This is a genomic window from Xanthomonas sp. NCPPB 2866, from assembly GCF_041475745.2.
In the GTDB taxonomy this organism is placed as follows: Bacteria; Pseudomonadota; Gammaproteobacteria; order Xanthomonadales; family Xanthomonadaceae; genus Xanthomonas; species Xanthomonas arboricola.
In genome coordinates, this window is the sequence record NZ_CM192975.1 from 576084 (window position 1) to 598270 (window position 22187).

Here is a 22187-nt window from a genome sequence, read left to right on the forward strand (position 1 = left end):
CATTTCGTTGCTGGGATCTTTGGCTCATAATTGTTTCCTTTCCCGCCTTCCATAAGGACAGACCGACGTGGTCAAGCCGTTGCCTCGCCTGAGGCTACAGGGGTTCAACAACCTCACCAAGGCGTTGAGCTTCAACATCTACGACGTCTGTTACGCGCGTACCGAAGAGGAGCGTCAGCGCTACATCGAATATATCGATGAGCAGTACGACGCCGATCGTCTGACGCAGATCCTGACCGATGTTGCCGAGATCATTGGCGCCAACATCCTCAATATCGCACGACAGGACTACGATCCGCAGGGCGCATCGGTCACGATCCTGATCTCGGAAGAGCCCGTCATCGACAAGAAGCAGGCCGGCAAGGAGCTGATCTCCGATGCCGTGGTCGCTCATATGGACAAAAGTCATATCACTGTCCATACATACCCCGAGACGCATCCGCAGGAAGGCATTGCCACGTTCCGCGCCGATATCGACGTCGCCACCTGCGGCGTGATCTCGCCGTTGAAGGCGCTGAACTACCTGATCGAGAGTCTGGAGTCGGACATCGTGATCATGGATTACCGCGTCCGTGGCTTCACCCGCGATGTGAAGGGCAAGAAGCACTACATCGATCACAAGATCAACTCGATCCAGCACTTCCTCGCCAAGAACGTGAAGTCGCGCTACGAGATGTTTGATGTCAACGTCTATCAGGAAAACATCTTCCATACCAAGATGCACCTGAAGGACTTCGACCTGGACCAGTACCTGTTCGAGGAGCGCGCCAAGAATCTCTCGTTCAAGGAGCGCATGAAGATCGAAACGCTGCTCAAGCGCGAGATCGAAGAACTGTTCCACGGGCGCAACCTGAGCGAGTAAGCGCAGCGAGCGAGCTGTTGCGCGACCTGCCTGCAGGCGCGCGAAAGAACCAAGGCGGGACGGCCCGCCACGCGATGACCTCGCGTTCCACAGCCGACGGCGGCCCAGTGTGCAAACACTGGGCCGCTTTTTTTTTGTGCGTTTTTCAAGTGAGGAGTAATGCGATGCCCTGGATCTATCTGCTGCTGGCCGGCCTGTTCGAAATCGGTTTTGCCATGGGCCTGAAGTACAGCGACGGCTTCACCCGCCTGTGGCCGACCGTGCTGACGATCGGTCTGGCGGGCATCAGCCTGTGGTTCCTGACCCAGGCACTGAAGACCATTCCCGTCGGCACCGGTTACGCGATCTGGACTGGGATCGGCGCGCTGGGCGTGACCATCGCCGGCATCGCGTTGTTCGGCGACAGCGCGTCGTGGTCGCGTCTGGCCTGCATCGGCCTGATCGTGGCCGGGGTGATCGGGCTGAAGCTGGTGGGGTAGTCGTGGGCCTGCCTCCCAAGATTTGCTGTGCAAACCTTGGGCCCCACTTCGTAGCAGCCTATCCCCCCGCCTTCGGCGCGCCCCCTTAACAAAGGGGGCTCTGCTCCAGTGGGGTGTTGCGAGGTGTGGGGCATGGTTTGCTGGGCGCCGTCAGCCGTCAGCCGTCAGCCGTCAGCCGCCAATCCCCAATCCCCAATCCCCAATCCCCAATCCCCAATCCCCAATCCCCAATCCCCCCGGCTACAGCCGGTACGCCACCGCTTTCATCAGCTTGGAGGCCAGGGCCATGGCGCTGGGGATCGGGGGTGGGAGAGTGCGCGCGCCGGCCTGCTCGGCCTGGTCGGCGTGGCGGGCCTCGTCGATCTTCATCACGCGCAGGATCGCGCGGCTGCGCTGGTCGCCCTCGGGGAGGGTTTCCAGGTGTTCGTCCAGATGGGCCTCGACCTGGCGCTCGGTTTCGACCACGAAGCCTAGGCTCCAGTCGTCGCCGCGCAATCCGGCCAGGGCGCCGAGCGCGTAGCTGCCGGCGTACCAGAGCGGGTTGAACAGGCTGGGGCGGCTGTCCAGCTCGTGCAGGCGGTCGGCGCACCAGGCCAGATGGTCGGTTTCTTCCTGCGCCGCCTCCAGCAGATGATGCTGGGTGTGGGCATCGCGGGCGACCGCGGCCTGGCCAAAATACAGGCCTTGCGCGCAGACTTCGCCGACGTGGTTGATCCGCATCAAGCCGGCGGCGTGGCGACGCTGGTCCGGTTCCAGTGCGACGTCGGGCGTGTCGGCGGCCGGGTTGGGCCGCTCGGCGGGCGGATTGCCGAATACCGTGTCCAGCGCGCGCTGGGCTTCGACCAGCAGCCGGTCGAGCGGGCCATGCAGTCGGAAAGAGGAGATCTGGGTCATGCGCCGATTCTGGCCCCGGACCGAGCCGCTGCCAACCGCCAGCGCTCCAGCCAGCAGGCGACTTGCGTGGTCTTGTATCGTCCCGTACAATCCCGCCTCTTCTGTTTCGCCTTCACAACGCGTGGCAAAGTTCCAGCGGTCATTGCCGCTGCAATCCGCCCGACCACTCAAGAGTTTTCTCATGACTACGTTCACCGCCAAGTCCGAGACCGTCCAGCGCGACTGGTATCTCGTTGACGCCGCCGGCAAGACGCTCGGCCGTCTGTCCACCGAACTGGCCCGCCGCCTGCGCGGCAAGCACAAGCCGGTTTATACCCCGCACGTCGATACCGGCGATTACCTCGTGGTGATCAATGCCGAAAAGATCGTGGTCACGGGCAACAAGCTGAAAGACAAGAAGTATCACCGCTTCACCGGCTACATCGGTAACCTCAAGACCGAGAGCCTGGAGCAGGCGCTGCAGCGCCACCCGGAGCGCGTGATCGAAATCGCCGTCAAGGGCATGCTGCCGAAGGGCCCCCTGGGCCGCACCATGTACCGCAAGCTCAAGGTCTATTCGGGTGCCGAGCATCCGCACGCCGCCCAGCAGCCGCAAGTTCTGGATATCTAATCATGGCTATCACGCAAAACTACGGCACTGGCCGCCGCAAGTCCTCCACCGCTCGCGTGTTCCTGCGCAAGGGTACCGGCAACATCACCGTCAACGACCGTCCGCTGGACGAGTTCTTTGGCCGTGAGACTGCACGCATGATCGTGCGTCAGCCGCTGGAACTCACCAAGAACACCGAAAGCTTCGACATCCTGGTCACCGCCTCCGGCGGCGGCACCACCGGCCAGGCCGGTGCGATCCGTCTGGGCATCGCCCGTGCGCTGGTCGAGTACGACGAAACCCTGAAGTCCGAGCTGCGCAAGGCCGGCTTCATGACCCGTGACGCCCGCGAAGTCGAGCGTAAGAAGGTCGGTCTGCACAAGGCTCGTCGCGCGACCCAGTTCTCCAAGCGCTGATCCATTGCGTTTGTTGCGTCCCGGTTCGCCGGGGCGCCTGCTTCAAAAGCCCGGCCATGCCGGGCTTTTGTCGTTTTGGGGCCTGCGCAGTGGGCGCCTGCAATCGGTGGCCTGCTGTGTCGAGGCAGATTTTTCCTTGACCAGGTCAGGTGACTTTCGCAAACGCTGGCTGGTCATCTCGTGTGTACCGGCCGCTGCGCCTGCGCACGGCGGCATGGGGTGACGCCGCCGTGGCCGGGCTCTGTGCCTGACTGTTGGGTGCCTGTCTGACCCGGGATCCATTTTCGACCAGGGCGGGTGCCGCCTTCGGTGATCGCTGTTCGGCCTTGGGGCGGGAATGCCTGCTGCACGAATGCCGGCAAGCAGTAATCGGGCAACAAAAAAGGCCCGATCGTCAGATCGGACCTTTCGTGTTTGGCTGCCCCGGATGGATTCGAACCACCGAATGCCTGAGTCAGAGTCAGGTGCCTTACCGCTTGGCGACGGGGCAATAAAACGTGTTGAACCAAGAGTATTGCATGCCCAGGTGGGCCTGAAAACCTTGGTGGCTATGGGTGGACTCGAACCACCGACCCCAGCATTATGAGTGCTGTGCTCTAACCGGCTGAGCTACATAGCCTAGGGAGCCGGTAATTCTTACCAAGCGCCCGCGTGTTGTCAAGCATTTCGTTTTCAGCTTGTGAGCCGGCCGTCGCCGTGGCAGAGTCGGTGACAGTAGATTTTCAGGAGTCCGCATCGTGATCGATCCGGACGGTTTCCGGCCAAACGTCGGCATCGTGCTGATGCGAGAGGATGGTCAGGTGTTCTGGGCACGACGTGTGCGCAGGGACGGCTGGCAGTTCCCGCAAGGTGGCATGAATACCGATGAGACACCCGTAGAAGCCATGTACCGCGAGTTGCGCGAAGAAACCGGGTTGTTGCCCGAGCATGTCGAATTGCTCGGTGCCACCCCCGGATGGCTGCGCTATCGCCTGCCGAGCCGGGCAGTGCGGCGCAATGAGCGTCAGGTCTGCATCGGCCAGAAGCAGGTCTGGTTCCTGCTGCAGTTCACCGGCCACGAATCCCATCTCAAGCTCGACCACACCGACACGCCGGAGTTCGACCACTGGCGCTGGGTGGATTTCTGGTATCCGGTCGAGCATGTGGTGATGTTCAAGCGTGGGGTCTATGCGCGCGCGCTGCGTCATCTGGCTCCGCTGGCGCAGACCATCGCGGGCTCTGCGGCGGTCGGGGTGATGCCCGAGCGCGCGCTGGAGGCCTGGTTGCCGGGCAGCAGCGCGGCCGGGCACGACAGTCCGCGCAAGCGTCCACGCAAGCGGGGCGGGCCTCGTGCGGTACGGATTAATAATGATTAACGTTTGGAATTGACACCTATTCTCGTTTGCGGTGCAATCAGCGCCGGTCCTCTCCGGATCGCCAGCACCCGACCGATACCGTGTACGTCTGCATCTGTAATGGGGTCACCGACCACCAGATCCGCGAAGCGGCCGAGAATGGCTGCGCCAGCCTAGCCGAGCTGACCATGCGCACCGGCTGTGGTTCGAACTGTGGGTCGTGCCTGGAAATGGCGGGCGACGTGCTGAGCCAGGCCCATGCGAGCCGTGCGCTGCCGTTGCCCATGCTGGGGCTTGCCAGCGCTGCCTGAGCGCCTTCCGCTGTGCTCGCGCACTGTCGGTAACGGACTGCCGCGAGCAGGTTGCCGGTCTGGCTCGCTCTACAGTCGTTCTGTCGCGCCGCCAAGGCGCGATCGATAGGTCGCCTTCCTGGCTGACCATCATGCGGTCAGGTCGTAACCCTGCGGTTGCCGTTCGATCGACAGCGCGCGATCGTTCGGCGAATGATCGATGCGCACGTTACGTGCAACAGGCCATCTGCCGGCCACCTGCGGGCGGGCAGGCGTCGCGCAACTGATCACGATTCGCGTTCCTTCATGCGCCGCGGCAACGCGCTACAGTGCGGCCGGCTCACTGTCTCGGAGACATCGCATGAAGGGCGATACCAAGGTCATCGAGTACCTCAACAAGGTGCTCTACAACGAACTCACTGCGATCAACCAGTACTTTCTGCACGCCAAGATGCTGAAGAACTGGGGCCTGAAAGAACTGGCCGAGCATGAGTACAAGGAATCCATCGACGAGATGAAGCATGCGGACAAGCTGTCCGACCGCATCCTGTTCCTCGAAGGACTTCCGAATTTCCAGGCGCTGGGCAAGCTGCGCATCGGCGAGAACCCCACCGAGATGTTCCGCTGCGATCTGGCGCTTGAGCGCGAGGCAGTTGCCGTGCTGCGCGAGGCCGTGGCCTATGCGGAGACCGTCAACGACTACGTCAGCCGCCAGCTGCTGGTGGACATCCTGGAATCGGAAGAAGAGCACATCGACTGGCTGGAAACGCAGCTGGATCTGGTGGCGCGCATCGGCGAGCCGAATTACCTGCTGACCAAGCTGGACGACTGAGGGCGCTCAGCGCGGTGCTGGTCGGCGTTGTGTCGGGATCAGCGCAATAGGGTGAGTCAGTAGGCGCTTGTACTGCTGGGGAGCATGCAGGCGCTGCGGGCGCTGCATGGGTGTCGTGCTGTCGCTGTGGCTGGCCGCATTTGGCTGCGCGCACCTCACCCCCACCTCTCTCCGCGCTCCCGGGCCCGCGTCTGCGACGCGGGCGCTCCAGGGCACGCACGCCAGTGGCGCGCAAGCCCTGCCTTTTCGCCGCGGCGGAGCAGGGCGGAATTTTTCTTCGCGGGATGTCTTCGACTGTGTTGCCTGGCGGTTGTTGTCGTCGGCTGCAGGCTTGCGCGGTTCAGCCGGCTGTGCGGGCCTTGGCCTGGAGGCGGGCGACCTGGCCGAGCAGCGCCAGACGGGCGCGTGCGTATTCGGCAATGACCAGCGCCACCATCACCGAGGGGCGTTCGATGGTGCCGGTGCGCGCGGCCAGTTCGATCCGGCGCGCGGCATTGGCCAGCGCCTGGGCGCCGACATTGGCGCTGGAGGATTTGAGCGTATGCGCCAGATCGCGCAGCTGCATGCTGTCGCGGTTGGTGGCTGCGGTTTCCAGGCGCTCGATGATGCCGGGTGCGTCTTCCAGGAACAGCTGCAGGATGGTGATGGTGTCCGCGCCCGCCACCTCGTACAGCTCATCGATCACGCTGTTGTCCAGGATTGGCAGGGCGCGCGCCTGCGCGGCGCTGACGCTTTCGGGATCGCCTGCTGCCTGGCTGCCGATGGCCGGGCCAGGCAGCAGCGGTTGGCGCGGCAGCCAGCGCTGCAGGCAGGCGTCGAGCTGCTCGCGGGCGACCGGTTTGGACAGATAGTCGTCCATGCCGGCGGCCAGGCAGCGTTCGCGATCGCCGGCCATGGCGTTGGCGGTCATCGCCACGATCGGGATCGGGCGGCCGCCGCTCTCGGTTTCCATCGCGCGCCAGCGGCGGGTGGCGGCATAGCCGTCCAGCACCGGCATCTGGCAATCCATGAAGACCATGTCGTAGCGGGTGGACTCCATGCTGCTCAGCGCGGCTTCGCCATCGGTGGCGGTATCGGCGTCGAAGCCGAGCACGGCCAGCAGTTTCTGCGCGACCAGCAGGTTCACCGGGTTGTCTTCCACCAGCAGGATGCATACATCGCGCGCGTTGGCCAGCGCCGGCGCCATCGGCTCGGGAATCATCGCCGCGGCCAGCGTGGCCGCGTGGGCCGGCCTCGGCTCGGGCGGCAGCACCAGCGAGCGCAGGGTCTCGTCCGGGCTCTGGCGCGGCACCAGGGTGGCATTGTCCTGCAGCTCGGACGGCACCGGCTCGTCGCCGTACAGCCAGATCAGGCGTGCGCCGCTGAGGTCGTCCGGGCGCGCGAGTGCGCGATGCACGGCGCGTGCGCTGTAGCGCAGCGTGTCGTGGTCGGCGATGACGCAGCGGAAGCCTTCGCTGTCGCTGTGGCGACGCACCCGCTCCAGCGCTTCCTGGGTGGTTTCCATCAGCACGTGCGATACGCCCCAGCTGTCCAGCAGGCGCTTGAGGCGCTGCAACAGGCGGGTGTCGGAGCTGATCACCATCACTCGCGCGGCATCGGCGCCGGCGTTCTGCTGCAGGTCGCCGATGACCTTGAGCAGCGGGATTTCGAACCAGAACGTGGCGCCGCGCCCGGGCTCGGACTCCACGCCGATGCGGCCGCCCATCAGGTCGATGATGCGCTTGCAGATCGCCAGCCCCAGGCCGGTGCCGCCGTACAGGCGCGTGGTGGAGGCGTCGGCCTGGGCGAATGAGCGGAACAGGCGTGCCTGCTGATCCGGGGCGATGCCGATGCCGGTGTCGCGCACCTGGAAGCGCAGCAGATGCTGGGCGCGGGTCTCGCCCAGGCGACGCAGCTGGATGTCGACGCTGCCGCGCTCGGTGAACTTGATCGCATTGCCGATCAGGTTGCCCAGCACCTGGCGCAGGCGGATCGGGTCGCCGCGCACCAGCAGGCGCACCGACGGTTCGATATCCAGCCCCACGCGCAGCTGCTTGCCTTCAGCGGTGCGCTGCAGCAGCTGCACGACGCCGTCGAGCAGCTCGCGCAGGTTGAAGGTGGTGATCTCCAGTTCGAGCTTGTTGGCTTCGAGTTTGGAGTAGTCGAGGATGTCGTCGACGATGCGCAGCAGCTGCAGCGAGCTGCCGGTGGCGGTCTGCAGCATGTCGCGCTGGTCCAGGCTGAGCTGGCCGCTGGAGATCAGTTCCAGCATCGGAATGATGCCGTTGAGCGGGGTGCGGATCTCGTGGCTCATGGTGGCCAGGAATTCGCCCTTGGCCAGCGTGGCGGCCTCGGCGGCCTGCTTGGCGCGCAACAGTTCCTGTTCGAGCGCGCCGTGACGCTGCAGTTCCTGCTGCAGGCGCTCACGCGCGAGGTCGGCTTCTTCCAGGCGTTGCAACAGGGCGTACTGCGCGCGCGCGCTGCGGTAGCCGGCAACGGCAGCGCCCAGACCGAATACCACTGCCAGTGCTGCAGAGAGTGCCGTCACTGCGCGCCACGGCCCGTCGATGGCCGACCACTGCAGGCCGGCACCCAGCGCAGCGACCAGCGCGGTCAGCGTGGCCAGGCTGCTCCAGGCGCGAAGGCCTCCTGCCCGCGCTGTCACTCAGAGCACCGCGTTCGTGAAGTCGAAGTCCAGTTCCTTGCCGACCGTCTGCACCAGGTTGCCCTGGATGAAGTCCACGCCGCTCATCCACATCGCCGCAGCCGCCTGCGGATCTTCGATGCGTTGGCCGATGATCAGCAGGCCGCGCTGATGGGCGATATTGATCACGCTGCGCAGTTCGTCGCGGACTGCCGCGTTGCCGTGGGCATCGGCGAAGCGGTTGGCCATGCGCACGAAGCTCAGCGGCAACTGGCCCAGCAGCGCGTTGGCCTCGTCGCCGGGCTCGAACTGGCTCAGGCAGAACTGCACGCCGGCCGGCATCAATTTGGCGCAGAACTGCTGCACGGTGACCGCGTGGATCAGGGCATCGTCCAGGCGCAGGTCGACGATCAACGATTGCCCGGCCACGCCGCGCTCGACCAGCGCCTTGAGCAGCCAGTCGGCAAAGGCATCGCGTGCCAGCGTGCGCGGCGACTGCGACACAAACAGCCGCAGCGGCGGGTGGGCGTGCTGGTACAGATGCAGCAGGCCGAGCGCGTGATCCATGACCTGCTGGTCGAGATCGGCGATGCGTCCGGCCGCTTCGGCGGCGGGAATCACCTGGCCGGCCGACAGCAGCGTGCCGTCGGCCTGGCGTAGCCGCAGCAGCACCTGGTATTGCGCGGTGTCGCCGCCGGCCACCGCCACGATCGGTTGATAGGCCAGTTCGAGCTGGCCTTCGACCAGGCGCAGTTGCTCCTGTTGTTCGGCCTGGCTGGGGGCCAGATAGGCCTGCACGCCGTCGCTGCGCAGGCGTGCCTGCAGCGCGGTGCGCTCGACCGCTTCCAGCGCGCTGCCGGTGTCGTCGAAGCCCAGGCCCAGCGGTGCCACGCCGATGGCGCAGCGCACGTGCACCGATTCTTCCTCGCGTACCGGGAAGGCATGCGCCGACAGCCGCTGGCGGATCTCCAGCGCGTGCTGTTCCAGGCTGGATTCGGGCATGTCCACGCCCAGCAGCAGGAAGCTGTTGTCGTTCAAGCGCGCCAGTGGATACGGGTGCGCGGCGCTGGCCAGGCGATGCCCGGCCTGGGTCATCAGGCGCTCGTAGGCGGCATAGCCGTAGCGCTCACGCAGGCCGAGCGCGCTGGCGATTTCGATGAAGAACAGGCCGCCGGCCTGCTTGCGCGCCAGCGCATCGGCCAGCAGTTCCATCACATGGCCGCGCGTCGGCAGGCCGGTTTCCGGATTGCTGCGCACGCTGACCGGTTCGCCCGCCTGCTGCAGCGCCTGTTGGCGTGCGCGGCGGATGCGGTTGGAGACTGCGGCGATCAGGTGACGTGGGCGGATCGGCTTGGTCAGGAAATCGTCGGCGCCGCTGTCGAGCACTTCGAACTGACGCTCCGGATCCGGGTCGCCGGTCAGGAACACGATCGGCAGCAACTGCTGGCCCGGCTGCTGGCGGATCAGGGTGGTCAGGCGGATGCCGTCCAGCTCGGGCATGTGCAGATCCATCAGGATCAGATCCGGGTGGTAGTCCTGGATTGCCTGCGGCACGCTGGCGGCGGTCATTTCCACCTGCGCATGCATGCCGGCGCCGTGCAGCACGCTCTGCGCAAACAGCGCCTGTGAGCGGTCGTCCTCGACGATCAGCACGCGGTACGGCGCGTCGGCGGCGACGTTGTCATCGCCCTCGCGCGGGGGTGAGGCGGTCGTCGGTGTCGGCGCTGCGGCCGTCGCGTGCGTGCTGCTGCCTTGAGCAGCGGACTGCGCTGGCGCCATCGGCACGATCATTGCGGGTGCGGCAGCGAGCGCAGGCGCCGGAATGATGGCCGCGCTCACCGGCTCGGCAACGGTGGCCGCCGCCGCGGCCTCGTCGGCCCAGCGGCGCCAATAGTCGGCCGGCGGCGTTTCGGCGCGCAATGGACGATTGCGCGTGGCGGTGTCGTCACGGGTGAAAGGAACCGGATCTCGGGCGGCCATCGATACTCCCTGCAGTCGCGATGATTATGCGATGAACTTCACGATAGCGGGGAGCGACGTGCAGCCGGCGTGGTGGTGGAACGCATCGGCGCGACCAGCCGGCGCATGCCCCGCCACAGCAGTCGCCAGACCCACCACACCACCAGTGTGGCCAGCACGCTGGAGCCCACCGCAACACTGAGTGCCAGCCACGGGTGCGCCAGTGCCAGCGCCAAGGCGGTGGTAGTGATGGTGTCTTCGGCCAGCGAGGCGACCCAGTTGCTGGCCGGTTCCGGCGAGGTGTTGAGCAAGGCGCGGGTGCCGGCCTTGAGGGTATGGCTGGTCAGCGCCACGCCGGCGCCGGCGGCCAGCACGCCGGTGCTTAGATCACCGTCCGGCGACAGCGTGGCCGCGGCCAGGAAGGCGCCGGCCGGCACGCGTGCCAGGGTCTGCAGCAGATCCCAGCCCGAATCCACGCCGGGAATCTTGTCGGCGAAGAATTCGGCCACCGCCAGTGCACCGGAGGTGCCCAGCACCCACCACGATTGCGCCGGGTGCAGGGCGGGCGGCAGCTCGATCCAGCCGAGCAGGCCGGCCAGGCCGACACCGAACACGGTGAGATAGACACGGATGCCGGCCAGCCAGGCCAGCAGGATGCCGATCACGAACAGATGGGCTTCGCTCATGGCGTCGTCGATCCCTGCAAACAATTGCAGAACTATCGCAGAACTTTCGGATAACCGCCGGTCCAGCGCCAGCACGACGGTCAGTGGCGCTCTGGCACACTACGCCGCCCATGACTGCGCCGGCCCGTCCGGACCCGATGCCCATGCGACCAGCCGCACGCGTTCAGATCGTCCAACGTGACTCCGGCGGTGGCCGTTCCCGCGGCCGCTGGTTATGGCTGGTGATCGCACTGGTGTGGCTGGCATCGCTGGGCGGGGCGTGGTGGATGGCCAGCCGCACTGCCGCGCCGCGTCTGGTCCAGGCCGAGGCGGCGCTGCAGCAGGCGCAGCGCAACCAGGCCCAGCAGCGTCGGCAGATCGCGCAGCTGCAGCAGCGTCAGGTCAACCTGGCGATGTCCGACAAGATCAGCCGCGCCGCCAATACCGAGGTGCAGGCCTCGCTGGCCGAGCGCGACGAGCAGATCGCCGCACTGCGCGCGGATGTGGCGTTCTACGAGCGCCTGGTGGGCTCCACCGCGCAGCGCAAGGGGCTGAACGCGCACTCGGTGCAATTCACCGCCGAGGCCGGCGGCACCTGGAACTACAGCGTGGTGCTGACCCAGAACCTCAACCGCGGCGCGATCAGCCAGGGCCAGCTGCGCTTTGCGGTGGAGGGCGTGCGTGCCGGCAAGCTGGTCACGGTGAGCTGGAACGAGCTGCACCAGAAGCCGGATGCGGCCGGGCAGCCGTACTCGTTCCGCTATTTCCAGCAATTGGACGGCAGCGTGATCCTGCCGAAGGATTTCACTCCGCAACGTGTCAAAATCGCCCTGAGCGGCGATGGGGCGCCGGTCAATCAGACATTCGACTGGAAAGTCGCCGGGAATGGCGCGGGGGAGTAGCTGATGTTCGGAAACAAATCCAACCGTGGTGCGCAAACCGTGGTCGACACCTTGATCGGGCCGCAGGTGGTCATCCGCGGCGACCTGATGTTCAGCGGCGGGCTGTATGTGGAAGGCCGCATCCTGGGCAAGGTGATTGCCGAAGACGGCGCCAGCGCCACCTTGACGGTGGCCGAGCACGGCAGCATCGAGGGCGAGGTGCGCGCGCCGGTGGTGATCATCAATGGCCAGCTGACCGGCGACGTGCATGCCGCCGAGCGGGTCGAACTGGCCGCCAACGCGCGGGTGCAGGGCAATGTGCATTACCAGGTGGTGGAGATGAGCGCCGGCGCGCAGCTCACCGGCCGCCTGATCCATGCCGCCACCGCTGGCGCGACCGCCGCGTTGCCGGCGCCGGAGGCCGGCCGCGTCGAGCCGGTCAAGGCCTTGCAGGCCGAGACTGCCGACGCCTGAGGGTGTGGCCTGCAGCTGAAGCGGGCGCCGGATTTGGCAAGCAGCGCTTGAAGTGGGGCCGCCTGGCCCCCATGCTGACGCCATGAGCACGCTCGTTTCGCTACCCACCGCCGCCCCGGCCCCGGACTATCAGTCCATCGACCGGCCGCTGAACTTTTCCGTAGCCGCCGCCAGCAAGGTGCGCGAGCTGATCCAGGAAGAAGGCAACGCCGAGCTGGCGTTGCGTGTCTACATCCAGGGTGGCGGCTGTTCCGGCTTCCAGTACGGCTTCGAGTTCGACGAGAACCGCGCCGAGGACGACCTGGCCGTGGCCACCGACGGGGTGACGTTGCTGGTGGACCCGCTGAGCCTGCAGTACCTGATGGGCGCCGAAGTGGACTACACCGAAAGCCTGACCGGGGCGCAGTTCGTGATCCGCAATCCGAACGCCAAGACCACCTGTGGGTGCGGTAGCAGCTTCAGCGTCTGAATCGACGCGGTTGCTGGTGCCTGGTTGTTCGTGTGTGATGTTGCGGTCGAGTCGCGGGCAATCTGCTGCCTGCGACGTTCTCAGGTCTGACATGGTGCAGTGATAGCGGCAGTCGCGTGAATGTGTCGATACGGCCTCACGCTGTGCGCCGCTTGCGCGCGCTGTATGACTCTTGGTGCGACGCGTGTTGCGGGTCAACGACACCGCATCCGGGCGGATTTTCAAACGCCGATCTATGTGATCCATGCACTGCGCAGATGCCCGCCGATGCACTGGCGAAGCGCCACGCGCTATCGATGTACATGTCCAACGCGCTGTGAACATTCGCCTGCTGCGGGGTTCGCCATGCGCGCGCAAGCTTCGTGCGCGCGAGCTGGGCCGCGTGCGGCGATGGCGATACTGCACGCATGCCCAGCGCTGGTGCCAGCACATGCCGATTTGGATTCATGCATCGCGTCTTGCCTTGCGTGACGCGCGCGGGCGGTCGCCACTGCGCTGACCGAGCGTACCGCGCACCGCGCCGATCCCACCCCATGGCGCAGTCACCGCGCCGCCCAGCCCGCGGACGTTGATCGCGCAACGGATCTCGATCCTTCGACACGCCAGTCCCCTGCCCATTGCAGTCATCCACGAGAGACGCCTCACCATGTTGCAGATCAGATCCCGATCGATGCTGGGCCTGCTGGCCATGCTTGGTATCGCCAGCGCAGTGCTTGCACCCAGCGTGCAGGCATCGTCCGCACGCGGCAGCTTGCTCAGCAGCAACTTCCTGACCAGCTACACCCGTGATGCGATTGCCGCGTTGCTCACCTCCGAGCCGAAGGCCGAACAGCCCAGATGCAACGTGCGCGTGGCCGAGTTCAGCTATGCCACCGTCGGCGTCGATGGCGAGCCGGCCACTGCGTCGGGCGTGGTGCTGATTCCAGGCGGCGAGCGTTGCAGCGGGCCGTATCCGTTGCTGGGCTGGGGGCGGTCGACAGCGACGATCCGCAACGAGGAACAGGCCAAGGACATCCGTGACGCCAAGGGCGACGACCCGCTGGTCACACGTCTGGCCAGTCAGGGCTATGTGGTGGTCAGCAGCGATTATCTGGGGCTCGGTCAATCCAGCTACGGCTTCCATCCCTACCTGCATAGCGCGACCGAGGCCAGTGCGACGATCGATGCCCTGCGCGCGGCACGCAGCGTGCTGCAGCGCTTGAAGACGCCGTTGTCCGGCAAGGTCATGCTGTCGGGTTATTCGCAAGGCGGCCATGCCGCACTGGCAACCCAGCGGGAAATCGAAGCGCATCTGTCCAGCGAGTTTCATCTGGTTGCCAGCGCGCCGATCTCCGGGCCCTACGCGCTGGAGCGGACCTTCGTGGACAGCTGGAGCGGGAGCAACGCGGTCGGCGAAAGCAGCTTCGGCATCATCCTGGGCAGCTACGCGATCGTCGCGATGCAGCACACGTATCGCAATATCTATCTGGCGGCCGGACAGGTGTTTCAGGATCCGTGGGCGGCCCGAGTCGAGGCGCTGTTCCCCGGCAAGCTGGGCCTGACCGATCTGGTCCTGGGCGATACGCTGCCCGGGATCGACCAGCTCAAGGCGTACTTCCAGCCCGGGTTCTATCGCGATTTTGCCAATAATCCCGCCAATCCGTTCCGCAAGGATCTGGCACGCAACGACCTGCTGGACTGGGCGCCGCAGACGCCGACGCTGCTATGCGGTTCGTCCAACGACGCCACCATTCCGCTGAAGAATGCGGTGACCGCGATTGCCGCTTTCAAGCATCGCGGCAGCACCCAGGCAGCATTGGTCGATATCGGCAGTGGCGACCCCAACGACAACTCGGCGTTCGTGCATCTGACCACCAACGAACCGTGCATCGTCGCCGTACGGCATCAGCTGCTGGACAAGCAGCGCTGAGGCCGGGATGGGGTGTCGCTGACAGCGCTGGATGATCAGCGCGTCCAGGATCGGCGCTGGACGCCTCGCCCTGCGATGGAGCCTTGTCGCTGTCACCGGCGACAGGGCTGAAGATGCCGGGACTCGGACCCGGATGGCTGCGACACCATGTCGATCGCACGTGGCCTGCTCTGCAATGTAGCGCGCAATGTGACGCACTCATGACCGCCCGGCGGGCGCCAGGTGGTGTCGACGTCTGAACGCGCGCCGCCGGCCGGGCCTGCATCGATGGTGCGCTGCTTGCGGGCGATGCCGATTATCGGCAGGCTTGCGCCGATGTCAGAGTCTTCTTTTTCAACCTCCGGTTTTGCCTTCACCCATGCGCCGCTGGATCGTGGCGATCTGTTGCGTGACGATCCCGCGGCGCTGGCGCGTCTGTGGCCGCATGGCCGCGTGCTGCTGCTCGATGCCAAGGGCACTGCGCTGGCCGATGCGGATGGCCAGCCGCTGCTGATGGACGGTGCCGCGCTTGGCGACGGGCCGGACGGGGCGATCTTTCTTGGGCTGCGCGATGACGTCGGCTGGTTCTGCCTGCCTTCCGATGTGCTCGGTGTAGAAGCGCCGCAGCGCATTGACCTGCGCCAGGCCGCCGCCGACTGGCCGGCAGACATTTCTACCGCGTTCGCTTACGCGCGCGCGATGCTGCACTGGCAGTCGCGCACGCGCTTCTGCGGCGTCTGCGGCGGGGCGATCGCGTTCCGCCGGGCCGGCTTCATCGCCCATTGCACGCAGTGTCAGACCGAGCATTACCCACGCGTGGACCCGGCGATCATCGTGGCGGTCAGCGATGGCGCGCGCTTGCTGCTGGGGCGGCAGGCAAGCTGGGCGCCGGGGCGTTATTCGGTGATTGCCGGCTTTGTCGAACCCGGCGAGTCGCTGGAGCAGACCGTGGCGCGTGAGGTGTTCGAGGAAACCCGCGTGCAGGTGCAGGACTGCCGCTATCTGGGCGCGCAACCATGGCCGTTCCCGGGTGCGTTGATGCTGGGCTTCACCGCGCGCGCTGCGGCAAGCGAGGTGCCGCAGGTCACCGGTGAACTGGAGGACGCGCGCTGGGTCAGCCATGCCGAGGTCACCGCGGCATTGGCCGGCGAAGGCCAGATCGGGCTGCCGCCGCGCATTTCCATCGCGCGGGCGCTGATCGAGCATTGGCATCGCGCGCATGGCTGAGCCGGGGCGGGCGCTGCAGCGCAGGCGGATCGGGTGCGCCTGCATCGGCTCGGCTAGACTCGGCTGAGGAGGCCCACCCATGTTCACCACCCTGGTTGCTGTCGTCGTCGCACTTGCGTTGGGCCACCTGGCGCCCGCCCAGGTGGCGCGGCTGCGGCGTTTCGAATGGTTCGGCCAGTGGCTGCGCCGGCTGGACAGCCATGCCGCCGGGCGCGGTGCGTGGCAGGGGCGCTATGGCGTGGTGCTGGCGCTGTTGCCGGCCTTGCTGGTGGTGTTGCTGCTGCAATGGCTGCTGGACGATGTCTGGCGCGGGTTCTGGGCCTTGCTGTTCGGCGTGGCGGTGCTGGCCTGGACCTGGGGGCCGCGCGATCTGGACCGCGATGTGGAAGCGGTGATCGACGCCGACGAACCAGGCGCGCGCCGCGATGCGATCGCGCAGCTGCAGGCCGCCGGCGGCAGCGTGCACGAGGATGCGCCGTCGCTGGTGGAAGCGGTGGTGGTCAACGGGCTGCGGCGCTGGTTCGCGGTGCTGTGGTGGTTTTTGCTGCTGGGGCCGTTCGGTGCGGTGCTGTATCGGCTGACGGCGCTGGCGGTGGAAGGCCCGCTCTCGGTGCTGCTGCCGCCGCGCAACCTGGCCGGCGCGCGCTGGCTGCTGGCTGCGCTGGAATGGCCGGTGGCGCAGTTGATCACGGTGTCGATGGCGCTGGTAGGCAATTTCGATACGGTGTTCCGTGCCTGGCGGCAGGCGCATGGCAACCGCTGGTCGCTGGAGCCGCATTTTCTCGGTGCGGTGGCGCGTGCCAGCGTCAGTGCCGAACTGCGCGAAGAAGCGCACGACTACACCGATTCGGGGCTGGTGCCGGTGTGGCGCCGCCTGCCGGAAGTGCGCGATGCGATGAGTCTGGTCTGGCGCGTGCTGCTGCTGTGGATGGTGGTGCTGGCGTTGCTGGTGATCGCCGGCTGGGTCCGGTAGGCGCGCAGCCTGATTTCGATCGAGCGGCTGTTCGCGACCTGCTAACCCGGTGCCAGCAAGGTAAACGGGTACCAAGGCAAATTCCTGGCAACCCAATACGTCGGCAACGCCCATAACCAGAACTTCGGCTCGGACATGACGGCCACGACGGGTGCAAACCAGCGCGCGCGCCAGCCGGTTTTCCAGGCGATCAGGCCGGGCAGGGTGAACAGGCCGAGCACGGCGGCCGGGTTCATGGCGAAGGCGCCGGGCAGATCGAAGTGCACCAGCGCATACAGCGCGCGGGTCATGCCGCAACCGGGGCAGTAGCAGCCGGTCACGGCACGGAACACGCAGGGCGGGAACGGGCTGTTGCTCGCGTTCGGATCGAAGCGATACAGCAACGACACACCGAAAGCGGCCACGCTGGTGGCCGCCCCGAGTCCAAGCCAATGGCGTGGACGCAGTTCCATTACTGCATGTGCTGCAACTGCTGCATGTAGTCCATGTAGCCCTGCATGCCGCCGGTGGCGACCATGCCGATGTTGATCAGCAGGCCGATGACGGCCAGCACGCTGGTCACGATGCACCAGGTCTTGGCGGTGTTGGAGGCGCGACGTGCGCCGTCAATGTCGCCCTGGTTGAGCAGGCCGTTGACCTTGCTGGAGAACACGATCGCCACGATGCCGGTGATCAGGGCCGGGCAGCACAGGCAGAAGCCGAGCACGGTGGAGACGATCGCCCAGATCAGGTGATTGGGAATCGGGCCCGGTGCGGCGCTGGGCGAGGGATGGATCGGCGGTGGGATGGCACTCATGGTGAAGCTCCTTGGGTGGTAAACAACAGCGAGATGTTGCAGCGCGTGGGGAAGGCAGCGATGGGCCGCGCAGGCAGCGTCCACCGATCACGGCGAACGCGTCTGACACGGTGATGTGGCGTATGACGACTTCCCCCGGTCCTTCTTGTCGCGCCCGCTAGGCGAGCGCGGCGGCAATGCGTGCAATGGCGCACAGGCTACTCGCGGCACGCGGCGGACGCAAAGCCCGCGCTGGCCGCAGTCACGGTTGATCCTGGCGCAGTGCACGGACCTGCTGTTCGAGCAGCGCGGCGGTCGCCGCGTCGCCGGGAACCGCTGGGCCGGCGGCCACTTCGATATGCGCGCGGATCCGGCGCGGCACGCGCATGCGGCCCAGGCGGGTGTCGCGGCGGCTCCACATGCTCGACCACATGCCACGCAGCGCCATCGGAATCACCGGCACCTGGCGGCGTTGCAGGACCTTTTCCACGCCCGACTTGAACGGTGCGATCTCGCCATCCCTGGTCAATGCGCCTTCGGGGAAGATGCACACCAGCTCGCCGTCGGCCAGCGCCGCATCGATACGGTCGAAGGCCTGCTGCATCAGCGCGGGGTCTTCGCGCGCGCCGGCGATCGGGATCGCCTTGGCGGTGCGGAAGATCCAGCGCATCACCGGAATGCGGAAGATCTTGTAGTACATGACAAAGCGCACCGGGCGCGGAATCACCGCCGACAGGATCAGCGCGTCCATGTAGCTGACGTGGTTGCAGACCAGCAACGCGGCGCCTTCGTCGGGCACGTGGCGGTCGATGTCGCGCGTGCGCAGCCGGTACAGCACGCTCACCAGCACCCAGCTGAGAAAGCGCATCAGGAACTCGGGCACCAGGGTGAAGATCCACAGCGCCACCAGCGTATTGGCCAGCGCCAGGGCCAGGAACACCTGCGGAATGCTCAGGCCCGGCAGCGGAATGCGCACGCCGAACAGCACCAGCTGCGGCAGCTGCAGCGCGATGCCGATGATGGCGGCGGTGACGATGAACAACGAATTCTGGATATTGAGCCCGGCGATCACGCGCGAGAGTTCGGCCTTGGGCGTGCGGCTCTGGATCAGCGCAAACAAGGGCACCACGAACAAGCCGGTGAACAGGCCGATGCCGACCAGGTCCACGATCAGGCGCACGCTGCCGGCCTGCTGCACGAACTGGCCGATCGACAGATCGGTGGCCGGTGCAACACCGGGACGCGCGAAGTACAGGTCCAGCAGAAATGCGCTGATGCCGAACGCGCCCAGCGGCACCAGGCCGATTTCCACGGTGCGTCCGGACAGCCGCTCGCACAGCAGCGAGCCGACACCGGTGCCGATCGAAAACAGCGCCAGCGCGAACACGTACAGATCCTGCTGGCCGCCAAGATTGACCTGCGCGTAGGTGGGCAACTGCGCGGTCAGCACGGTGCCGACGAACCAGAACCACGACACCCCGAGCACGGCGTTGCGCACCGCCGGCGTGCGCCGGGTCAGGCGCATGATGGCGCGCGATTCGGGGATGGGGTTCCAGTTGATCTTCAGCTCGGGCGCGCCGGCATCGACCTTGGGCACCAGCCGCGCGACCAGATTGCCGGTGACGGCAATTGCGATCACTGCGGTGGCCGCGGCGACCGGCCCGTGGCTGCCGGCGATCTGGAAGATCAGCCCGCCGAAGATCATGCCGCACAGGATCGAGATCGAGGTGCCCATCTCGACCAGGCCGTTGCCGCCGGTGAGTTCCTCCGGTTTCAGCACCGAGGGCAGGATCGAATATTTCACCGGCCCGAACAGCGTGGACTGCAGGCCGGTGCAGAACAGCGCAACCAGCAGGATCACCATGTTCTCGGTGACAAACCCCACCGCCGCCAGCGACATGATCGCAATCTCCATCGTGGTGGTGATCACGATGAGTTTCTGCTTTTCCAGCTTTTCGGCGATCTGCCCGGCCAGCGCGGAGAACAGGAAGTACGGCAGGATGAACAGTGCCGGCGCCAGATTGGTGTACAGCGTGCGTTGCGCCGCATCGATGCCCAGGTAGAACAACAGGCCGATGATGGCCTGCCGATAGACGTTGTCGTTGAACGCGCCCAACGCCTGCACGGCGAAGAACGGCAAGAAGCGGCGCTGCCTGAGCAGGGCGAACTGACTGTGACCGGACATGCAGTTTCCTTTGCGAACGCGCGCAGCCTAGCAGGCTTCCACGGCGCGCTGGTGCATGCAGACGCGCTCAGCGCGGCGCGCGTGCCGATGGCGCACGTCGCGCGGCCTGTGCGCGCAGCAGCGCCATGAAGGCCCGTGCGGCCGGGGTGGGATCGGGCCGCCACACTGCATAGGTCAGAAAGCCGAAGCGCTCCCTCAGCGCGACCGTCACCACCCCGCGCATGGCCGTGGCCATGGTCTGCGGCACGATGCCCACGCCCAGGTCGGCCGCGACCAGTTCGCGCATCAGATCGGCATGGGTGACCTCGTATTGCTGGCGCTGCCGCAAGCCGGCCTGCGCGAAGGCCGCATCGACGATGCCGCGCACGCCGGCGCCGGCGATCAGCCCGGCCATCGGTTCGTCGTCCAGCTCGGCCAGCGCCACCCGCTTGCGCGTGGCGAAGCGATGGCTGGGCGCCACGATCAAGGCCAGGGCTTCCTCGTGCAGCAGCAGCCGCTGTTCCGGCACCGCGACCTGCGGGCCGACGCCGACCAGGGCCACATCCAGCCGGCCTTCGCCCAGGTCGTGCAGCAGGGCCTCGCTCATGGCGGTGCGCAGGTGCACGTCCACCCGCGCATGCGCGCTGCGAAAGGCGCGCAGCAGCGTCGGCAGCTGCACGGTGGTGAGCGAGGAGATCTGCCCCAGCGTGAGCCGGCCGCGCACCGTGCCCAGGGCCTGGGCCATTTCCTCGTGCAGGCGTTCGGCCGCGCGCAAGGTGGCGCGGGCGTTGTGCAGAAACACCTCGCCGGCTGCGGTGGGCCGCACCTGACGGGTGCCGCGCTCGAACAGGCGCGCACCGAGGGATTCCTCGATCTTGGCGACCTGGTGGCTGAGCGCCGATTGCACGGTGTTGCACCGGCGTGCGGCGGCGGTAAAGCCGCCTTCCTCGGCCACGGCCACGGCAAACTCCAGCTGGCGCAGGGTCAGCATACGATCTCCAAACGCGATGGACACGGTGAAAACAATACATTGGAAAGATGCCGCATCGCTGCCCACACTGCGCCCATTCCTACAGCAGGCACCTGCCATGACCGTCGAACCGATTGCCCACCCGCCATTGCCGCGCCGACTGGTGCTGCTGATGGCCGCCGCCACCGGGCTGGCGGTGGCGAGCAACTACTACGCCCAGCCCTTGCTGGAGACGGTGGCGCAGGCGTTCGGGATCCAGGTGCGCAGTGCCGGGGCGGTGGTGACCGCTGCGCAGCTGGCCTACGCGGCGGGGCTGCTGTTGCTGGTGCCGCTGGGCGACCGGCTGGAGCGGCGCGGGCTGATCGTCGGCCTGTTCGTGCTCAGTGCGCTGGGCCTGCTGGTGAGCGCCGCCTCGCATAGCTTCGGCATGTTGCTGGCCGGCACGATCGTCACCGGTGCCAGCTCGGTGGCGGCGCAGATCCTGGTGCCGTTTGCTGCGACCCTGGCCGCCCCGCACGAGCGTGGGCGGGTGATCGGCACGGTGATGAGCGGCCTGTTGCTGGGCATCCTGCTGGCGCGCACCGCGGCCGGGGTGTTGGCCGGCGTTGGCGGCTGGCATACGGTGTACTGGATCGCCTCCGGCCTGCTGCTGGTCACCGCCTGGCTGCTGTGGCGTGGGCTGCCGCGGCACCCGGGCAATGCGCAGCTGTCGTATCCGCAGCTGGTGAGTTCGGTGCTGACGCTGCTGCGCGACGATGCGGTGTTGCGCTCGCGTGCGGTGCTGGGCGGGCTGATCTTTGCCGGCTTCAGCATGTTCTGGACCACGCTGGCGTTCCTGTTGTCCGGGCCTGCGTATGGCTATGGCACGGCGGTGATCGGGCTGTTCGGCCTGATCGGTGCGGCCGGCGCGCTGGCCGCCAACCGTTCCGGTCACTGGTCCGACCACGGCCATGGCGACCGCGTCAGCTGGGGCGGGCTGGTGATGCTGCTGCTGTCGTGGGGATTGCTGGCGTTTGCGCCGCAGTCGATCGCGCTGCTGATCGTCGGCGTGCTGCTGCTGGATATCGCGGTGCAAGGGGTGCATATCGCCAACCAGAGCGTGATCTACCAGCGCAATCCGAACGCGCGCAATCGCATCACCTCGGCCTACATCACCTGCTACTTCATCGGCGGTGCGGTGGGTTCCACGCTGGGCACGGCGGCATATGCGCAGGCCGGCTGGAACGGTGTGGTGATCGGTGGGGCGGTGCTGGCGGTGGCGGCGCTGGGCTGGGTGGGACTGAGCGTGGCGCGCAAGCACTGGAAGTAGGTGCGGCTGCCGGAACGGCGCCGCGGCCACCGGATCAAGTGGCCTGCGCGCGCATCGCGGTGCGTCGGCATCGCCGCCCACATCGATGCGGCAGTGGCTGCGCGGCGTGCATGC

22 protein-coding genes and 2 tRNA genes are annotated in these 22187 nt (G+C 66.6%); 14 read left to right on the forward strand and 10 right to left on the reverse strand.

The genetic code is table 11. The features are described 5' to 3' along the window. Positions 1 to 67: 67 nt before the first annotated feature. Positions 68 to 862, forward strand: coding sequence for an adenosylmethionine decarboxylase (gene speD / locus ACCQ04_RS02480; protein WP_005990692.1), 795 nt, complete (start codon positions 68 to 70; stop codon positions 860 to 862). A 164-nt stretch (positions 863 to 1026) separates the two neighbouring features. Next, positions 1027 to 1341 (forward strand): DMT family transporter, encoded by a 315-nt coding sequence (locus tag ACCQ04_RS02485; protein ID WP_003483069.1) that lies wholly within the window; start codon positions 1027 to 1029, stop codon positions 1339 to 1341. Between the two features lie 240 nt (positions 1342 to 1581). Here ACCQ04_RS02485 and coq7 read toward each other — a convergent pair whose 3' ends face one another. Further along, entirely contained in the window at positions 1582 to 2235 is a 654-nt protein-coding gene (gene coq7 / locus ACCQ04_RS02490; protein ID WP_054592429.1) for a 2-polyprenyl-3-methyl-6-methoxy-1,4-benzoquinone monooxygenase, read from the reverse strand. Positions 2236 to 2416: 181 nt separating this feature from the next. On the opposite strand from coq7, the gene rplM reads away from it, so the two are divergent. Further along, positions 2417 to 2845 carry a 50S ribosomal protein L13 gene (gene rplM / locus ACCQ04_RS02495; protein WP_003483082.1) on the forward strand — a complete coding sequence of 143 codons (429 nt, stop codon included), beginning with the start codon at positions 2417 to 2419 and terminating at the stop codon, positions 2843 to 2845. Between the two features lie 2 nt (positions 2846 to 2847). Then, complete coding sequence (rpsI, locus tag ACCQ04_RS02500; RefSeq protein WP_016902423.1) at positions 2848 to 3240, forward strand: 30S ribosomal protein S9; 393 nt, start codon at positions 2848 to 2850, stop codon at positions 3238 to 3240. 415 nt (positions 3241 to 3655) lie between these two features. On the opposite strand, the gene ACCQ04_RS02505 is transcribed toward rpsI, so the two are convergent. Continuing rightward, positions 3656 to 3730 (reverse strand) — tRNA-Gln (locus tag ACCQ04_RS02505). A gap of 52 nt (positions 3731 to 3782) precedes the next feature. Further along, positions 3783 to 3859, reverse strand: a tRNA-Met gene (locus ACCQ04_RS02510). Positions 3860 to 3977: 118 nt separating this feature from the next. Between ACCQ04_RS02510 and ACCQ04_RS02515 the strand changes: the two genes are divergently transcribed. The 3 genes from ACCQ04_RS02515 (at position 3978) to bfr (ending at position 5696) form a co-directional block, all read left to right on the forward strand. Next, on the forward strand, positions 3978 to 4595 hold the full coding sequence (locus tag ACCQ04_RS02515) for an RNA pyrophosphohydrolase (RefSeq protein WP_024938192.1): 618 nt from the start codon (positions 3978 to 3980) through the stop codon (positions 4593 to 4595). Between the two features lie 80 nt (positions 4596 to 4675). Further along, the gene (locus tag ACCQ04_RS02520) at positions 4676 to 4885 is read left to right on the forward strand and encodes a (2Fe-2S)-binding protein (RefSeq protein ID WP_024938191.1); all 210 of its coding nucleotides are present in this window, start codon (positions 4676 to 4678) and stop codon (positions 4883 to 4885) included. A gap of 340 nt (positions 4886 to 5225) precedes the next feature. Next, entirely contained in the window at positions 5226 to 5696 is a 471-nt protein-coding gene (gene bfr, locus ACCQ04_RS02525) for a bacterioferritin (RefSeq protein WP_005990707.1), read from the forward strand. Positions 5697 to 6036: 340 nt separating this feature from the next. On the opposite strand, the gene ACCQ04_RS02530 is transcribed toward bfr, so the two are convergent. Genes ACCQ04_RS02530 through ACCQ04_RS02540 form a run of 3 tightly spaced genes read right to left on the reverse strand, consistent with a single transcriptional unit; the run spans position 6037 to position 10964 of the window. Further along, positions 6037 to 8301, reverse strand: coding sequence for an ATP-binding protein (locus tag ACCQ04_RS02530; RefSeq protein ID WP_226427144.1), 2265 nt, complete (start codon positions 8299 to 8301; stop codon positions 6037 to 6039). 39 nt (positions 8302 to 8340) lie between these two features. Next, positions 8341 to 10299 (reverse strand): EAL domain-containing protein, encoded by a 1959-nt coding sequence (locus ACCQ04_RS02535; RefSeq protein WP_226426934.1) that lies wholly within the window; start codon positions 10297 to 10299, stop codon positions 8341 to 8343. A gap of 38 nt (positions 10300 to 10337) precedes the next feature. Then, on the reverse strand, positions 10338 to 10964 hold the full coding sequence (locus ACCQ04_RS02540; protein WP_024938188.1) for a DUF4126 domain-containing protein: 627 nt from the start codon (positions 10962 to 10964) through the stop codon (positions 10338 to 10340). A 143-nt stretch (positions 10965 to 11107) separates the two neighbouring features. Between ACCQ04_RS02540 and ACCQ04_RS02545 the strand changes: the two genes are divergently transcribed. The 6 genes from ACCQ04_RS02545 (at position 11108) to ACCQ04_RS02570 (ending at position 16855) form a co-directional block, all read left to right on the forward strand. Further along, positions 11108 to 11845 (forward strand): DUF6776 family protein, encoded by a 738-nt coding sequence (locus ACCQ04_RS02545; RefSeq protein ID WP_311542658.1) that lies wholly within the window; start codon positions 11108 to 11110, stop codon positions 11843 to 11845. Between the two features lie 3 nt (positions 11846 to 11848). Further along, positions 11849 to 12298 (forward strand): bactofilin family protein, encoded by a 450-nt coding sequence (locus tag ACCQ04_RS02550; protein ID WP_372358644.1) that lies wholly within the window; start codon positions 11849 to 11851, stop codon positions 12296 to 12298. Between the two features lie 82 nt (positions 12299 to 12380). Continuing rightward, on the forward strand, positions 12381 to 12767 hold the full coding sequence (gene erpA / locus ACCQ04_RS02555) for an iron-sulfur cluster insertion protein ErpA (protein WP_024938186.1): 387 nt from the start codon (positions 12381 to 12383) through the stop codon (positions 12765 to 12767). Positions 12768 to 13413: 646 nt separating this feature from the next. Continuing rightward, a complete protein-coding gene (locus ACCQ04_RS02560) occupies positions 13414 to 14676 on the forward strand; it encodes a lipase family protein (protein ID WP_372358645.1) in 1263 nt (420 codons plus the stop codon). 315 nt (positions 14677 to 14991) lie between these two features. Beyond that, positions 14992 to 15882: an NAD(+) diphosphatase gene (nudC, locus tag ACCQ04_RS02565; protein WP_054592431.1), complete on the forward strand. Its 891-nt coding sequence runs from the start codon at positions 14992 to 14994 to the stop codon at positions 15880 to 15882. A gap of 79 nt (positions 15883 to 15961) precedes the next feature. Continuing rightward, complete coding sequence (locus tag ACCQ04_RS02570) at positions 15962 to 16855, forward strand: cobalamin biosynthesis protein (protein ID WP_226426931.1); 894 nt, start codon at positions 15962 to 15964, stop codon at positions 16853 to 16855. A 41-nt stretch (positions 16856 to 16896) separates the two neighbouring features. Here ACCQ04_RS02570 and ACCQ04_RS02575 read toward each other — a convergent pair whose 3' ends face one another. The 4 genes from ACCQ04_RS02575 to ACCQ04_RS02590 form a co-directional block, all read right to left on the reverse strand. Next, complete coding sequence (locus ACCQ04_RS02575) at positions 16897 to 17307, reverse strand: DUF2752 domain-containing protein (RefSeq protein ID WP_226426930.1); 411 nt, start codon at positions 17305 to 17307, stop codon at positions 16897 to 16899. Continuing rightward, positions 17307 to 17651: a CD225/dispanin family protein gene (locus tag ACCQ04_RS02580; RefSeq protein WP_016902410.1), complete on the reverse strand. Its 345-nt coding sequence runs from the start codon at positions 17649 to 17651 to the stop codon at positions 17307 to 17309. The genes ACCQ04_RS02575 and ACCQ04_RS02580 overlap by 1 nt, the downstream gene beginning before the upstream one ends. A gap of 241 nt (positions 17652 to 17892) precedes the next feature. Beyond that, complete coding sequence (locus ACCQ04_RS02585) at positions 17893 to 19815, reverse strand: MFS transporter (protein WP_024938181.1); 1923 nt, start codon at positions 19813 to 19815, stop codon at positions 17893 to 17895. Between the two features lie 67 nt (positions 19816 to 19882). Further along, positions 19883 to 20785, reverse strand: a complete 903-nt coding sequence (locus ACCQ04_RS02590; protein ID WP_104576669.1) for a LysR family transcriptional regulator — start codon at positions 20783 to 20785, stop codon at positions 19883 to 19885. Positions 20786 to 20882: 97 nt separating this feature from the next. On the opposite strand from ACCQ04_RS02590, the gene ACCQ04_RS02595 reads away from it, so the two are divergent. After that, positions 20883 to 22073, forward strand: coding sequence for an MFS transporter (locus ACCQ04_RS02595; protein ID WP_226426929.1), 1191 nt, complete (start codon positions 20883 to 20885; stop codon positions 22071 to 22073). Positions 22074 to 22187 lie beyond the last annotated feature (114 nt).

What these genes read in the sequence shown, in the direction of transcription:
- ACCQ04_RS02485 (WP_003483069.1), top strand. Translation starts at nt 1,027, where the DNA reads ATGCCCTGGATCTATCTGCTGCTGGCCGGCCTGTTCGAAATCGGTTTT.
- coq7 (WP_054592429.1), bottom strand. Translation starts at nt 2,235, where the DNA reads ATGACCCAGATCTCCTCTTTCCGACTGCATGGCCCGCTCGACCGGCTG.
- rplM (WP_003483082.1), top strand. Translation starts at nt 2,417, where the DNA reads ATGACTACGTTCACCGCCAAGTCCGAGACCGTCCAGCGCGACTGGTAT.
- rpsI (WP_016902423.1), top strand. Translation starts at nt 2,848, where the DNA reads ATGGCTATCACGCAAAACTACGGCACTGGCCGCCGCAAGTCCTCCACC.
- bfr (WP_005990707.1), top strand. Translation starts at nt 5,226, where the DNA reads ATGAAGGGCGATACCAAGGTCATCGAGTACCTCAACAAGGTGCTCTAC.
- ACCQ04_RS02535 (WP_226426934.1), bottom strand. Translation starts at nt 10,299, where the DNA reads ATGGCCGCCCGAGATCCGGTTCCTTTCACCCGTGACGACACCGCCACG.
- ACCQ04_RS02540 (WP_024938188.1), bottom strand. Translation starts at nt 10,964, where the DNA reads ATGAGCGAAGCCCATCTGTTCGTGATCGGCATCCTGCTGGCCTGGCTG.
- ACCQ04_RS02545 (WP_311542658.1), top strand. Translation starts at nt 11,108, where the DNA reads ATGCGACCAGCCGCACGCGTTCAGATCGTCCAACGTGACTCCGGCGGT.
- ACCQ04_RS02550 (WP_372358644.1), top strand. Translation starts at nt 11,849, where the DNA reads ATGTTCGGAAACAAATCCAACCGTGGTGCGCAAACCGTGGTCGACACC.
- erpA (WP_024938186.1), top strand. Translation starts at nt 12,381, where the DNA reads ATGAGCACGCTCGTTTCGCTACCCACCGCCGCCCCGGCCCCGGACTAT.
- ACCQ04_RS02560 (WP_372358645.1), top strand. Translation starts at nt 13,414, where the DNA reads ATGTTGCAGATCAGATCCCGATCGATGCTGGGCCTGCTGGCCATGCTT.
- nudC (WP_054592431.1), top strand. Translation starts at nt 14,992, where the DNA reads ATGTCAGAGTCTTCTTTTTCAACCTCCGGTTTTGCCTTCACCCATGCG.
- ACCQ04_RS02570 (WP_226426931.1), top strand. Translation starts at nt 15,962, where the DNA reads ATGTTCACCACCCTGGTTGCTGTCGTCGTCGCACTTGCGTTGGGCCAC.
- ACCQ04_RS02575 (WP_226426930.1), bottom strand. Translation starts at nt 17,307, where the DNA reads ATGGAACTGCGTCCACGCCATTGGCTTGGACTCGGGGCGGCCACCAGC.
- ACCQ04_RS02580 (WP_016902410.1), bottom strand. Translation starts at nt 17,651, where the DNA reads ATGAGTGCCATCCCACCGCCGATCCATCCCTCGCCCAGCGCCGCACCG.
- ACCQ04_RS02585 (WP_024938181.1), bottom strand. Translation starts at nt 19,815, where the DNA reads ATGTCCGGTCACAGTCAGTTCGCCCTGCTCAGGCAGCGCCGCTTCTTG.
- ACCQ04_RS02590 (WP_104576669.1), bottom strand. Translation starts at nt 20,785, where the DNA reads ATGCTGACCCTGCGCCAGCTGGAGTTTGCCGTGGCCGTGGCCGAGGAA.
- ACCQ04_RS02595 (WP_226426929.1), top strand. Translation starts at nt 20,883, where the DNA reads ATGACCGTCGAACCGATTGCCCACCCGCCATTGCCGCGCCGACTGGTG.